This is a genomic window from Streptomyces sp. NPDC003691 (genome assembly GCF_053981115.1).
This window is the reverse complement of the sequence record NZ_JBSFNQ010000035.1, coordinates 42127-55709: the sequence shown is the minus strand read 5'-3', so window position 1 is coordinate 55709 and position 13583 is coordinate 42127. Positions and strand designations below refer to the sequence as shown.

Below are 13583 nucleotides of genomic sequence, written 5' to 3'. Positions count from 1 at the left end.
AAAGGGAACGGCACGCATGGGTTACGTCGGATCGTACGTCTGGACACTGCGGCAGTCCGTGGGCAGCCGGCTGCTGCTGATGCCCGGCGCTCAGGTCCTCCTGACCGCCCCCGACGGAAGGGTGCTGTTCCAGCAGCGCGCCGACAACGGGCTCTGGGAGATTCCGGCCGGGGCCTGCGAGGAGGACAGCGACTTCGCCGGTACGGCCGTACGCGAACTGGAGGAGGAGACCGGCCTGGTGGTGCGCCGGGAGGATCTGGTGGCCTTCGGCTCCCTCTCCGACCCGGGGCTGCACACCCTCACCTACCCCAACGGCGACGTGATGCACTGCTTCGCCCTGCTCTTCACCGCCCGGACCTGGTCCGGGGAGCTGACCCCCGACCCCGGCGAGGTGGTCACCGCCGTCTGGCGGCATCCCGACGACCCGCCCGCCCCGCTGCACAAGGCCACCGCCGCGGTGCTGGAGATGTACCGCGAATTCACCGCCACGGGGAGGTTCCAGGCCCGGTGAACGGACCCACGCACACCGAAGCCCCGGCCGGGGCCGTCCGCGCCCCGGTGCCCTGCCGGGCCTGTCTGTCCGGCGAGGACCTCGACTGGCTCGGCGGGCGCAGCGTCAGCGTCGCCCTGGACCTGCCCACGGTCGTCACCACCGTCCCCGGGCCGCCCCCGGCGGCCACCGGCGAGTGGGCCGACCAGGTCTGGGACTTCCTCCGGGCCCGGCTCGACGGACTGCCCCCGCGCCCGCCCGCCACCACCGTGACCAGCGAGGCGCCCGCCGCCAGCGGGCTCTCCTCCTCGACCGCCCTGATCGTCGGCCTGTTCCTCGCCTACACCGGCGCCGCCGTCCCCGCACCGGACAGCGTCCCGGTGGCCACGCTCGCGCGCTGGGCCTACGAGTTCGAGTTCGCGCACTTCAACGGCGGCGGCATGGACCATCTCGCCGTCATCGAGGGCGGGGCGCTGCTGCTGGAGGGGCGGCCCACCGGGCTGCCCGCCGTCACCGAGCGGTCCGCCTTCCCCGCCGACTGGGCGGTCCTGGTCCTCGACTCGGCCTCCCGCAAGGACACCTCCGACCACATCCGGACCGTACGGGCCCAGCTGAGGGACGGCGACCCCGCCCTGGCGGCCTATCTCAAGGAGGCCGACGCCGCCTCCGGCGAGGCCTGGGCCGCGATCCGGGCCGGTGAACTCGGCGCCCTGGCCCAGGCCATGGACCGGGCCCACACCACCATGCGGGACCACCAGCGGATGTCGACACCGCTGCTGGAGTCGCTGCGCGCGCTGGCGCTGCGGACCACCGGACTGACGCTGAAGCTCAGCGGCGCGGGCGGCGGGGGCGCCCTGGTGGGCGTCTGCCGCGCGGCCGACGCCGAAGAGACCGCCGCCGCGCTGCGCGCGGCCCTGCGCACCGCACACCCCGACGCCCGGGTGATACCCACCCGGGCGTCGGCCGGACCGGGCCCGGGGGCGGGCGACACCCGCCCCCGGGCCGTACCGGATCAGATGAACGGGTCGTAGTCCTCGACCGGTTCCGCCGTCGCCGCTCCGGCCCCGATCTTGTGGAGTTCGAGGTTGGAGCGGTGGCGGGCGCAGTGGAAGCGGCAGTCCCGGCTGGGGTCGACGATCCCGCGGTCCGCCGCCGCCCAGATGTCGGGCAGCTTCTCGGTCACCGCGTCACCGATCTTCGCCAGCGGATTGCCCCGGTGGTAGGAGCAGACGTACACCCCGGACGGGGTGATCAGCGTCCGCAGCTCCGCCACCGGGCAGCTGTGGTACTCCTTCGGCTGCACCGGGCCGACCCGGTTGCGCAGGGTCGTCAGGGTCGAGGAGTCGATGATCTCGAAGCCGTCGTCCGCCAGTTTCTCCGCCTCGTGCAGCTGGTCGACGACGGAGGCGAGCATCTCCTCGGGCATCTGGATGACATGGTGCCCGTCGTCGAACATCGCCTTGGACTCGAAGTAGTCGCAGCCGATGTCCTTGGCGAGCCGGGCCGCCTGGAGCACCTCGTGGTGGTTGCTGACGATCGTGCCGTCCGGCTGCCGGCGGCTCATGATCAGGAACGAATAGCCCAGTGCACCCCGCTTCTCCGCGGCCAGCAGCCGCATATTGGCGACGACCTTGTCGAACACGCTGCGCCCCTTGCGGTCGGGACGGAACACGCCGTATGTGTCGGCGCTGCCGGAGTCCATCGACACCCGCACCCAGGAGGTGTACCGGGCCAGTTCGTCGAGATTCTGCTGGATCATGGTGCCGTTGGTGACCACTCCGATGGCGATACCGGCCTCGCCGAGGGTGCGCAGCACCTGCCGGGTGCCGCGGTGGGCCAGCGGCTCGCCGCCGCCGATCAGGACCACGCCGCGGACGGACATCTCCACCAGCTCACGGGCCAGTTCGGCGAGCCGCTCGGGGGTGAAACGGCCCTGGTTCAGCAGCTTGCCGCTGATGCACTCGGGGCAGGCCAGATCGCAGAAGGTGGTCGGGTCCAGGTCCACCACCAGCGGGGCGGTGGAGCGCTGCCCGGAGGCGACTTCCAGCACCCGGGGCCAGTTGGACGGCTGGTAGAGCTTGGATACCAGGTCAAGACGGTCGGACGTCACGGGATCTCCTGCTGTTCGGAAGCAGGCCGCGGGGCCCGTCGGCGGGCGTCCGCGACCGGCTGAGGTATGGGGGGGAAGCAATGCGGGGGAGCGCCGACGGCATCGGCGGCGCGCGCATCTGCGGCGGGCGGGACGGCCGCGGGGCGGGGAAGCGGCGGGCGGCCGTCCGGTCGGTGCGCCCCGGCGGGGACGTTCCCGGACGCGGTACGGCCGGGACGGGCCGGGGGTGCGGGGCGGGCCCGGCCCGGGGGTGGGGCCCGGGCCGGGCGGAGGCGGTACGGGGGCGGAGCTCGGGTGGTCATCCCTTGACGGCGCCCGCCGCCAGTCCGCTCGCCACCCGCCGCTGCACGATCAGGAAGAAGACCACCACGGGCAGGGCCGTGAGGGTGGCGCCCGCCATCAGACCGCCGTAGTCGGTACCGAAGGTGGTCTGGAAGGACACCAGCCAGATGGAGACGGTCTGCTTCTCGTCGCTGGAGAGCAGCACATAGGCGAGGACGTACTCGTTCCACGCCTGGACCAGGGAGTAGACCGAGGTCGCCACGAGTCCGGGGGCCAGCAGCGGCAGCAGCACCCGGCGGAACGCCCCGGCCCTGGTACACCCGTCGACCATGGCCGCCTCCTCCAGCTCGGCCGGGACGGCGACCACGAAGCCGCGCAGCAGCCAGACCGTGAACGGCAGCATGAAGACCAGATAGGTGAGGACCACCCCGGTGAGGCTGTCCGTCAGACCGGCGTCGCTGAGCAGCAGATAGAGCGGGATGATCAGACCGGCGAGGGGGATCATCTGGATGGAGAGGATGGCCAGGACGAAGACCCGGCGCCCCAGGAAGGCGTACCGGGCCACCGCATAGGCCGCGAGCACCCCGATCACCAGGGAGATCAGCACGGTCCCGACGCCCACCAGGGCGCTGGCCCGGACGCTGGACCAGAAGGTCTCCGACTCCATGGCCCGGCGGAAGTTCTCCAGGGTGAGCCCGCTCGGCCAGAGCCTGGGCGGGTTCCGGCGGATCTCCCAGGCCGGGCGCAGCGCGGTCAGCAGCATCCAGTAGACCGGGAACGCCATCACGGCGCAGAACAGCAGGGCAACGGTGTTGGCGAGCCGGGTACGCCCGCGCCGCCGCCCCTTCCTTCTCCGTACGGGGGGTAAGGGCGGCCGGGCCGCCGGGGCCGGGCCGGGCGCGGTGCGCCGGGGACCGGGGGCGGTGTCGATGCTGCCGTCGGTGCTCACTCGGCCTCTCCCATTCTGACCAGCTGGCGTACGTAGACCACCGCACCGGCGAGCAGCAGCAGTACGGTGATCACGGCGATCGCCGCCCCGGTGCTGTAGCGGTTGACGGCGAACGACTCGATGAAGGAGTGGACGCCCAGGAGGTAGTACTCCTTCTCCGGGGTGCCCGAGCGCATCAGCCAGATCTGGTTGAAGACGCCGAAGGTCCAGATCGCGGTCAGCGACGTCACCATGACGAACGCGGGCCGGATCACGGGGAAGACGACATGGCGGAAGACCTTGGGGCCTTCGGCGCCGTCGACCCGGGCCGCCTCCTCCAGCTCCGGCGGCACCTGGGTGAGCGCCGCCTGGAGGGTGATGGTGGCGAACGGCAGGGAGCCCCAGATCACCACGGCGGCGATCACCGCAAACCCCTGCCAGGGGTTCTCGAACCAGTTGTGCCGGTCGAGGGAGACCCCGGGCAGCCATCCGAGGAGCCAGTTGGCGACCCCGAACTCGGGGTCCACGAGCCAGCGGAACACCGCCGCCGCGACCATCACCGGCATCGCCCAGACCGCGACCAGGACACCGCCCGTCGCCAGCCGTACCCAGGGCGAGACATGCCGCAGCAGCAGGGCGACCAGCATCGCCGTGCCCATGGTGGCGACCGTGCAGACCAGGGTGAACAGGGCGGTGCGGCCGACGACCACCCAGAAGAAGTCGTCGGAGAGGACCGTGCGGTACTGGTCGAGCCCGGCCCAGGGCGGTTCGGTGCCGGCGAACAGCTCCCGCCGGGTCATGTCCTGGAAGGAGAGCAGCACCAGTTCGATCAGGGGGTAGCCGAGCACCGCGGCGAGCGCCAGGACGGTCGGCGCGATCAGGACGTACGGCACCGCCCGGCGGCGCAGCGTCCGCCAGGAGCGGGCGGGACGGTCCCGGCCCGGTGAGGGGCGCACCGGCGCCCGGGACGGGGGATTGGGGGCGGCTGGATGGGGTGGATCTGCGGTCGCCATGCGGGGGGTCTCCTCGGTTCGTCGGATCGCGGCGGTGGGGGCGCCCCGGGCCGGGGGCGCGCACAGCCGGACCCGGCCCGCCGGTATCGCCCGGCGGGCACTGGAGCGCGGAGCGGGGCACGGGCGCGTGGGCACCCGGCCCCCGCGGGGCGGCGGACGGGGGAATGGGGGCGGGGGAAGGGGGAAGCCGGGGGTGGGAGGTGGGCGGAAGGGTCGGAAGGGGCGGAAGGGGCGGAAGGGGAGGCGGGCGGGGCTGCCGGTCGTCACCGGCCGTCCGGCGGCACGTTCGGTTGTCGCCGGTTCAGTTGTCGTTGATCACCGCGTCGATGGCACGGTCGGCGTCCCGGGCCGCCTGCTCGACCGACTTCTTTCCGGTCGCGATCGACTGGAGCATCTCGGGCAGCACATTGGACTTCTCCACCGCGACCCAGCCGGGAGCGAGCGGGGTGACCCAGCCCTTGGTGGCGGAGACCGCGGCGGCGCCGTTGATGCCGTCGGCGGGCACATCCTTCAGCTGCACGGTGTTGTTGGGCAGCGTCTCGGCCTTGATGAGCGTGCGCTGCGACTGCCGGTCGGTGAAGAGCCGTATCCACTCCAGGGCCTTCTCCTGGTTCCGGGACTTCACGGGTACGGCGAGGGTGGAGCCGCCGAGGAACGGCGGCAGCAGCCCGCCCGAGGGGCCCGGGAACGGGAAGGTGGCGAACTTGCCCTTCACCGCCGGGTTGCCGCCGGCCTTGGGATCGGCCGCGGCGTTGGCCTCCCAGGTGTTGCCGTAGAACATGCCGGTCTTGCCCTGGCCGACGATCGCGGGCTCGTCGCTGTTGTCCTTGGAGCGGTCGCCCGTGTAGTAGGTGTCGAGCAGCTTCTTCCACTCGGTGAGGCCCTTGAGCGACGCGGGGTCGGCGAGCGCGCCCCGCCAGCGCCCGTTCTCCTGGACGGCCATCTCGCCCCCGGCGTCCTTCACATAGGCCATCGCGGCGTTCCAGTAGCGGCCGGGCATATGGAAGGCCGAGAAGTTCTTGTCGGTACGGCCGAAACGGGCCTTCAGTTTGTCCAGAACCGAGAGCAGTTCGGGATAGGTGGTGGGCGCTTTTGCGACACCGACCTCGCGGAGGAGATCCGTCCGGTAGATGCCCACACGGGCCCCCGCGTAGTAGGGCACACAGTAAGTCTTCCCGTTCAGGCGACACGCGTCCGCAAGAGCCGGAAGCCAGTCCTTGGAATGGTCGAATTTCTGCTCGTCGACCGGGCTGAACGCGCCATTGATGATGTAATTGGTCGTCTCACTGTTGCCCATCTCGACCACGTCTGGTACGTCCCGGCCGGCCAATGCGGCGTCAATCTTCTGATTCTTGCTGGTCCACTGCTGGAACTGCACATCGACCCGGACCCCCGGATATCGCTCGGCGAAGCGCTTGTTGGTCGCGGTGATCAGGCCGGGCCAGCTCTCCCGGGCGTCGATGGTCAGCCACACGGTCAGCTCGTCCGAGCCGCCACCACCGCCGGAGCCGTTGGAACCGCCCGAACCGCAGGCCGCCGCGGCAAGGGCGAGGACCAGGGCGCCTGAGGTACGGACGGCGGTGCGAGAACGGGATCGTCGCATGACTGTCCCCCTTTCGAGGATTCGATCTCTCCGGAACTGGCCGAACCGGGCTCCTATCTACCCAGCAAAGTGCGCCGAACTACCCCGGCAGCTCTTTTTGGCCAGGATCGGACGGCGCTTTATGAAATGTTCCTGCACGGCCCGGGCCTTTGTGTGTAAGGGCCCGCACATCTACTCCTCGGCCCGTTTCGATCACCCAAGGCCGCCGAATTGGCGTGAATGAGGGGGATGACCGGCTCGGGTGCCCTTGACTGAGGTGTGCCCACTGGCTCATTTTTCTCGTGATCTCCCGTGATCTCCACGGGCCTCCGGCGGACCGGATCTCCGGTCCGCGCTGTTGGCGAACTCTCCTGCGTCCCCGATCGAAGGGTGTGGACCGGTGACTGAGCACGGCACGACGAACGGCGGAACCAGCGGACGTCCCGTCCGGGTCAACTCGTGGAACGGCTGGGACCCGTTGCGTCATGTCATCGTCGGCAGGGCCGACGCGGCGGTGGTCCAGGCGCCCGAACCGGCGGTACGGCGCGACTTCCCCGAGGACGGCTTCCCCCTCGGCACCTACGGCCCGATGCCCGAGGACATGACGGCCGAGGCCAATGAACAGCTCGACAACTTCGCCGACATGCTGCGACGGCGCGGGATCCGGGTGGACCGGCCCACGCCCGTCGACTTCAACCAGCAGGTCTCGACGCCCGACTGGACCCAGGAGACCATGTCGGGCTGTATGCCGCCCCGCGACCTGCTGCTGACCGTCGGCAGCGAGGTGCTGGAGGCGACCATGTCGTACCGCAGCCGCTGGTACGAGTACCTCTGCTACCGGCCCCTCCTCCAGGACCTCTTCAAGGCCGACCCCCGGATGCGCTGGGAGGCGGCGCCCAAGCCGCGGCTGACCGACGCCAGCTACCACACGGAGTTCTGGGACACCTACAACTCGCTGCCCACCGAGGTGCAGCTGGCGAAGGTCCGCGACTACGACCTGGTGCTCACCGAGGAGGAGCCCCTCTTCGACGCGGCCGATGTGGCCCGCTTCGGCAAGGACCTCTTCGTCCAGCTGTCGTTCGTGACCAACCGCAGCGGCTACGACTGGCTGAAGCGGCACTTCCCGGACCACCGGGTGCACGCCGTCACCTCCACCAACACCCACCCCCTGCACATCGACGCCACCTGGGTGCCGCTCCGGCCCGGTCTGGTGCTCCACTGCGGCGAACGGCTCGCCGACCCCGAGCTGATGGAGTTCTTCCGGCTCAACGACTGGGAGATCGTCGAGGCGGTGCAGCCCGCGAGCTGGGACCACCCGCCGAAGCTCTCCTTCTGCAGCCCCTGGCTGGCCGGGAACATGCTCAACCTCGACGCCGACACGCTCTGCATCGAGGAGAACGAGGTGAAGCTGTCGGAGCAGCTCGCGGGGTACGGCTTCGAGATCGTCCCGGTGCCGTTCCGGGCCGTCGGCCCCTTCGGCGGCGGACTGCACTGCGCCACCGTCGACATCGAGCGCGAAGGCGGCTGCGAGGACTACTTCCCGCGCCGGCACGGAAAGTACTGACGCGGTGGGCGCGGTGGGTGGCACGGGCGCGGCGGGTGCCACGGGCCTTACCGGCACAGGAGGTTCCGCCGGTGGTTCCGCCGGGGCGGACGGGCCGCCGGACGTGCCGGGCTCCGGCGGCGGGCCGGGTGGTCCGGACCGGAACGGGGAACCGGCGGGTGGGCCGGGCGGCACTCCGGTGGACGGCACCCCGGTGGACGATGTCGACGCCGTCGTCCTCGACTTCTACGGGACGCTCGTCCGCATGGTGCCCCCGCTGCCGCCCACCCACGACTCCGTCCTGCGCGGCCGCGGTCTGCACACCGCGGCCGACCGGTGGGGCGAGATGTGGTCGGCCGGGCCGGCCGACGGCGAGGACCACCGGCGGCACTCGGTCTCCGAGACCGCCTACCGCGCCTGGGAGGTGGACCGGCTGCGCCGCCGGGCCATGGACCGGGGCGTACCCGCCGATGTGGCGGGCGAGGTCGCCGTCGAACTGGACCGGGCGACCAAGACCCTGACCCTGGAGCTGTTCCCCGACTCCCTCGGCGCGCTGGCCCGGCTGCGCGCCCGGGGCCTGCGGATCGTGGTCTGCTCCAACTGGTTCTGGGACCTCGACCGGGCCGTGGCCGAAGCCGGCCTCGGCGCACTGGTCGACGTCTCCGTCAGCTCGGCCCGGGCGGGGGCGCGCAAACCGCACCCTCTGATCTACCGGGCCGCCCTCGACGCCTGCGGCACCACCCCCGGCCGCACGCTGTTCGTCGGGGACATGTGGGAGCCCGATGTGCTGGGGCCACTGGCCGCCGGCATGCGGGCGGCGCACCTCCACCGCCCCGACCGGGCGGTGGAGGGCGCCGCGCCACCGCTCCCGCGGGGCGCGGCCCGGATCGCCACACTGCTCGCCCTCACGGAACCGCCCTGACCGGGCGGCCGGGGGCGGGCGGGGTCACCCGGCTCGTACGGCGCGTCAGGGGCCGGTCGTCTCCCCGCCGCGCCGGGACAGCCGGTCCAGGACGTTGCGGGTCACCCGGACCACCCCCGGGTCCTCCTCCCGTCCGCAGACCACCGGCCAGTCGGTGGTCCCGGCCGTGAAGACCGTTCCGCCGCCGTCGACCGTGTGCACGCCCATGGTCGCGGCGCGCGGACCGGTCCGCTCCGGCTCCCGCGCCGGGCAGTTCCAGTGCCCCCACTTCATGGTGGTCACGTCCTCGTTGACGGGCGACAGCTCGTACAGGCCGAGGATCAGGAACGAGCCGGGGGTGCCGTCCTCGCCCGTCGCCCGGGCGGTGCCGCGCTCGTCGTACGCGAAGGCGGCGCCGTCGCACTCGTAACCGATCAGCGGGGTCCCGGCGCCCAGGAAGTCCGCGGGGCCGCCGTCCGAACCGTCGCGCAGACCGGTCCCCTCGAACACCCAGTGCCCGGCGTGCTGGACCCGGTAGCCGGTTCTGGGCCGGTCGCCGGGCCACTCGCCGGGCCACATTCCGCCGTTGCGGAAACTGACCCCGGTCAGGGTGTTCTCCGGCAGGCCGACCCCGTCCGGCGGGGCCGCCCACCACAGGTCCGTCGAGGGCAGATGCGGGAACACGCCGTCGACGTGGTGGTCGGTGTCCGAGACGAACCCGGTGTCGTCGTCCGTCAGGTGCACCCGCCACCAGCAGGTGTTGGCGCTGAGGAAGGCGACATTGCCTCCCGCCCGGAGATGCGCGGCCGTGTGCTCGCGCATCGCCGTGCTCCAGTACTCGTCGTGCCCGACGCTCAGCAGCAGGTCGTACGGGGCCAGCAGCTCCGGGTCCCGGTGCAGGTCCAGGTCCGTGCAGTACTCGACGGCGTAGCCGCACCGCTCCAGCCAGGCGATGAAAGGAGCGTCCCACCAGGCGAGGTCGATCACCCCGCCGGGGCGGCGCATGCTCAGCCGGTGACCCCGCGGGTAGCCGTCGCCGCCGGTGCCGTACACCGGGTTGTCGTACAGGCTCCCGGCCCGCTGGGCGTCCTCGCGGTCCCCGCGGTTGTAGGCGTGCCGGGTGAACGTCGACTTCTTGTACAGGATCCGGCCGTGGCTCCCCGGCCGCCGGGGCCGCACCACGAAGAACTCCCGGGCGAAGCCCTCGATGTCCCCGTCGCCGAGCGGCGGTACCGGCTCCGCCCGCCCTTCGCCGCCCGGCGCCGGCTCCTCGACCAGATGCGCCAGATAGATACCCGGCGGCCAGTCGCCGGGTATCGCGATCCGGTACTCCGGGAAGCCCCAGTCCACCGCGGGCGAGGCATGCCCGGCCACCCCGTCCGGATGCGGCGGCGGATCGGTCCGTACCCCCGGGTACGGGCCCGTCTCCGCCACCTGCGTCAGCTGCCGGCCCAGCCGGTGGAACCGGACCCGGAACGCCGCCGCGTCCGTCGACACATGGAGGGCGAGCGTTCCGCCCGCCGTCACGCTCTCCCGCCCCGCGTACCCCTCGATCACAGTGCCTCCCCCTCGTGAACCGGCCCCTCATGGGCCGACGGCGCCCGATGTTAAGAGAAGGTGCCCGCTGCAACAACACACCTGGAGTAGACCGGACTTTCGCCAGTGGAATCCGGCCAACTGAAACGTTTCAAGAATGCGGAAGGAGGCGCCTGGGTAGCGCGCAGAGGTCATGTCCGGAAGTTCGGGGAAGTGCGCGCGGAAGCTACCGGGAAGCATCTTGCGGTACCGGAAGAGAAACAGTGGGTTTCGGGACGGAAACCCCGGTCGAGAGGGTGTCCATGACATCGGAGAAATCGGAATTCCGGGTGAGGGAACTCGTCCTCGGTATCGAGGGGCTGGCGCTGCTGCGTAACGCCATCGATGCGGACGAGGCGTTCCTGGAACGGCGGCTGGACGAGATCAGGAAGTTCGCGGACGGTGCCGGGGAGGGGCTGCCCGGCGGGGGAGCGTCCGTCGGCGAGCTGGACGCGGGCGCCGGATACGCCGCCTGGTCGGGCATCTACGACTCCCTGCCCAGCTCGTATCTGCAGGTCGAGGAGCCCGTGATGCACCGGCTCTTCGACCGGGGGCCGGTCGCCACCGCCCTCGACGCGGCCTGCGGCACCGGCCGCACCACCGCCGCCCTGGCGGCCCGCGGATACCGCACCATCGGCGTGGACCAGTCCCCCGACATGCTGGAACACGCCCGGCGCAAGGTGCCGGACGGCGAGTTCCACGAGGGTCGGCTGGAGAAGCTGCCGCTGGACGACGCCTCCGTGGACCTCGCGGTCAGCACCCTCGCCCTGACGCATCTGCCCGATCTCACCGGACCGGTCGCCGAACTGGCCCGGGTGGTCAGGCCCGGCGGCCGGGTGATCGTCTCCGATATGCACCCCTTCGTCATCACCCTCCAGGGCCAGTGCCTGTTCGTCGCGGGTGACGACGCGCTCGCCTTCGTCCGCAACCATGTCCATCTGGCCGCCGACTATTTCCGTGCCTTCACCGACGCCGGACTCGTCGTACGCGCCTGTTACGAGCCCCTGTTCAACGGCAGTCTCGCCCCCGGCGGATATGAGGAACACATCTCCGAGGCGGCCAGGGCGGCCTGGGACGGTATTCCGATCGTCATCGTCTGGGAAGCCGTCAAGCCCGCCGAGGGGGCCGCCGCATGAGCAGTGAGAACCGTACGGAACCGCGCTTCGTCCACCATTCGGAACGGCCCGAGCTCTGGGACAGAATTCCGGAGGTCTTCGCCGGTGTCGTCCCCGAATACAATCTGCACGGCGACATCAACGAAACCCACTGGAACCGTCTCTTCGAAGAATTCCGCGACTACCAGTTCCTGCTGTACGACGAGGAGGACGACGAGATCCTGGGCGCCGGGCGCTCGCTGCCCCGGGTCTGGGACGGCACCCCCCAGGACCTCGGCACCGGCCTCGACGACTCCATCAGCGCCGCCTTCCGGGCCCGGGACACCGGCCGCAAACCGACCGCGCTGGTCGCCCTGGGTGTGGAGGTCGCCCCCAAGCACCAGGGGGCGGGCCACTCCAAGGCCCTGCTGACCCATCTCTCCGACCTCGCCAGGGCCGACGGCCTCGACCATCTCATCGTGCCGCTGCGGCCGATCTGGAAGCACCGGTACCCCCTGGCGCCCATCGAGCGGTACGCCGCCTGGACCCGGGAGGACGGCGAGCCCTTCGACCCCTGGATCCGGACCCAGGTACGGCTCGGCGGCACCGTCACCGCCGCGATGGAACGTTCCTCCAGGATCAGCGGCACGGTCGCCGAGTGGGAGAGCTGGACCGGGATGGCCTTCCCCGGGGACGGCGACTACGTCTTCCCCGAGGGGCTCTCCACCCTGCGCGTGGACCGCGCCCGCGACCGGGCCGTCTACTGGGAACCGGCCGTCTGGGTCACCTTCGATCTGCGAGGGCCCGCTCCGGAAGCCGCTCCCCGGAGCTGACGGCCGCCAGGGCGTACCCGGACAGCAGCTCCGTGTGCTCCCGGCCGGCCTCCGGGCGCCGCTCCGGCGGCAGTCCCGCGGGGCCGACCGTGGACACCGCGGCGGCCCGCAACCGCGCGGCCGCCGCGCTCTCCTCCGGCACTCCGCCCCCGGGCGCGTACCGGCGGGCGGCGGCCCGCGCCTGGACACCCAGCAGCAGACAGTGGATCCACAGCTCGTCGGCGAAGGACGCGCCGAACACCGCCGCCACCTCGTGCGCCTGCTTCTCCTCCGCCGGATCGCGCGAACCCAGCGTGCCGAGGACCGCCGCCTCCGAGAGACCCGTCCGCGGCAGCGCCTCCCGCCAGGTGAAGTGGTGGCGCGCCGCGGGCGTCGCGTCCTGGCCCGGCAGCCGGATGAAACCCTCCCCGTACCGCATGTACGGCAGCCAGTCGAGCTCCTCCAGCACCCAGCCCCCGAGCAGCAGCGGCCGGGCGTCCGCGGACTCCGTGGGGCAGACCGCGAGCCGGACGCCCTGCGCCGCGTGCCCGTTGATACTGCTGGTGCCGGTGTGCTCGGTGACGGTCGGCACCGCGAGCAGCGCGGGCCGCCGGCCCGCGCCCCCGAGGAACGCGGCCATCAGCTCGTCGTCGTGGCGCTCCGCGCTGCCGTCCGCGTACCGCCGGAAGTCCGCGGCGAGCGCCACCGGCAGCACGATGGCCAGCGTCGGGGTGAACTCCTCCGGCACCGCCCGCACCCACCCGGCCCCCGCGAGCGCGGCGAGCCGGGCCGCCGAGCCGTTCCGGGCGTGCCAGTTGGTGTAGTACGCGAGGGCGTCGTCCGGGAAACGGTCCGCGCAGTGCGCCACCAGGTCGACGAAGTCGTCGGGCGCGGCGACATCGTCCTGGATCATCAGATGGTGCGTGGCCCCCTCCGCGGCGCGCCCCCACGCCACCAGCGCCGTCCGCAGCGCGGACGGCGGCCCGCCCGGATCGGGGTCCAGGGCCAGCCCGCCGAGCCCGAGCCGGTCGCTCAGCTCCTGCGCCTGCTCACGGCGTACGGGATGGGTCATCACGGCCGAACTGACACGTGCACGAGCGGTGGACATCGGGGCACTCCTCCATGCGGTCGGTCGGGCGGCGGGGCGATCCGGCCGCGCACCGGCGCCCGGTCTGCGCCGACCGGCACGGCCGTGCGCCCGCCCCGGCCGCCGCCGGGGCCGGTCCGGCACGCCCCAGCCGATCATGGCCAGA

Annotated in this window: 12 protein-coding genes; 6 read left to right on the top strand and 6 right to left on the bottom strand. The window is 72.0% G+C overall.

Annotation, left to right across the window (positions count from 1 at the left end):
- The first annotated feature begins 16 nt into the window (after nt 1–16).
- Complete coding sequence (locus ACWDR0_RS18335; RefSeq protein WP_456352717.1) at nt 17–511, top strand: NUDIX domain-containing protein; 495 nt, start codon at nt 17–19, stop codon at nt 509–511.
- Nucleotides 508–1521, top strand: a complete 1014-nt coding sequence (locus tag ACWDR0_RS18330) for a GHMP family kinase ATP-binding protein (protein WP_456352716.1) — start codon at nt 508–510, stop codon at nt 1519–1521. The genes ACWDR0_RS18335 and ACWDR0_RS18330 overlap by 4 nt, the downstream gene beginning before the upstream one ends.
- Here the strand turns inward: ACWDR0_RS18330 and ACWDR0_RS18325 are convergent.
- The 4 genes from ACWDR0_RS18325 to ACWDR0_RS18310 form a co-directional block, all read right to left on the bottom strand.
- The gene (locus ACWDR0_RS18325; RefSeq protein ID WP_456352715.1) at nt 1503–2600 is read right to left on the bottom strand and encodes a radical SAM protein; all 1098 of its coding nucleotides are present in this window, start codon (nt 2598–2600) and stop codon (nt 1503–1505) included. The genes ACWDR0_RS18330 and ACWDR0_RS18325 overlap by 19 nt on opposite strands.
- 298 nt (nt 2601–2898) lie before the next feature.
- Entirely contained in the window at nt 2899–3831 is a 933-nt protein-coding gene (locus ACWDR0_RS18320; RefSeq protein ID WP_456352714.1) for a carbohydrate ABC transporter permease, read from the bottom strand.
- The gene (locus ACWDR0_RS18315; RefSeq protein WP_456352713.1) at nt 3828–4823 is read right to left on the bottom strand and encodes a carbohydrate ABC transporter permease; all 996 of its coding nucleotides are present in this window, start codon (nt 4821–4823) and stop codon (nt 3828–3830) included. The genes ACWDR0_RS18320 and ACWDR0_RS18315 overlap by 4 nt, the downstream gene beginning before the upstream one ends.
- Before the next feature lie 301 nt (nt 4824–5124).
- Nucleotides 5125–6426: an extracellular solute-binding protein gene (locus ACWDR0_RS18310; protein ID WP_456352712.1), complete on the bottom strand. Its 1302-nt coding sequence runs from the start codon at nt 6424–6426 to the stop codon at nt 5125–5127.
- 379 nt (nt 6427–6805) lie between these two features.
- Between ACWDR0_RS18310 and ACWDR0_RS18305 the strand changes: the two genes are divergently transcribed.
- Nucleotides 6806–7969, top strand: a complete 1164-nt coding sequence (locus ACWDR0_RS18305) for a serine/threonine protein kinase (protein WP_456352711.1) — start codon at nt 6806–6808, stop codon at nt 7967–7969.
- A 193-nt stretch (nt 7970–8162) separates the two neighbouring features.
- Nucleotides 8163–8870 carry an HAD family hydrolase gene (locus ACWDR0_RS18300; protein WP_456352710.1) on the top strand — a complete coding sequence of 236 codons (708 nt, stop codon included), beginning with the start codon at nt 8163–8165 and terminating at the stop codon, nt 8868–8870.
- 45 nt (nt 8871–8915) lie between these two features.
- Here the strand turns inward: ACWDR0_RS18300 and ACWDR0_RS18295 are convergent, their stop codons facing one another.
- Complete coding sequence (locus ACWDR0_RS18295; protein WP_456352709.1) at nt 8916–10406, bottom strand: N,N-dimethylformamidase beta subunit family domain-containing protein; 1491 nt, start codon at nt 10404–10406, stop codon at nt 8916–8918.
- 281 nt (nt 10407–10687) lie between these two features.
- Here ACWDR0_RS18295 and ACWDR0_RS18290 point away from each other — a divergent pair, with 281 nt between their 5' ends.
- Together ACWDR0_RS18290 and ACWDR0_RS18285 are read left to right on the top strand one after the other, a co-directional pair.
- The gene (locus tag ACWDR0_RS18290; protein ID WP_456352708.1) at nt 10688–11560 is read left to right on the top strand and encodes a class I SAM-dependent methyltransferase; all 873 of its coding nucleotides are present in this window, start codon (nt 10688–10690) and stop codon (nt 11558–11560) included.
- Nucleotides 11557–12351: a GNAT family N-acetyltransferase gene (locus tag ACWDR0_RS18285; protein ID WP_456352707.1), complete on the top strand. Its 795-nt coding sequence runs from the start codon at nt 11557–11559 to the stop codon at nt 12349–12351. The genes ACWDR0_RS18290 and ACWDR0_RS18285 overlap by 4 nt, the downstream gene beginning before the upstream one ends.
- Here the strand turns inward: ACWDR0_RS18285 and ACWDR0_RS18280 are convergent.
- Nucleotides 12302–13438 (bottom strand): hypothetical protein, encoded by a 1137-nt coding sequence (locus tag ACWDR0_RS18280; protein WP_456352706.1) that lies wholly within the window; start codon nt 13436–13438, stop codon nt 12302–12304. The two genes, ACWDR0_RS18285 and ACWDR0_RS18280, sit on opposite strands and share 50 nt — an antisense overlap.
- Nucleotides 13439–13583: the final 145 nt, after the last annotated feature.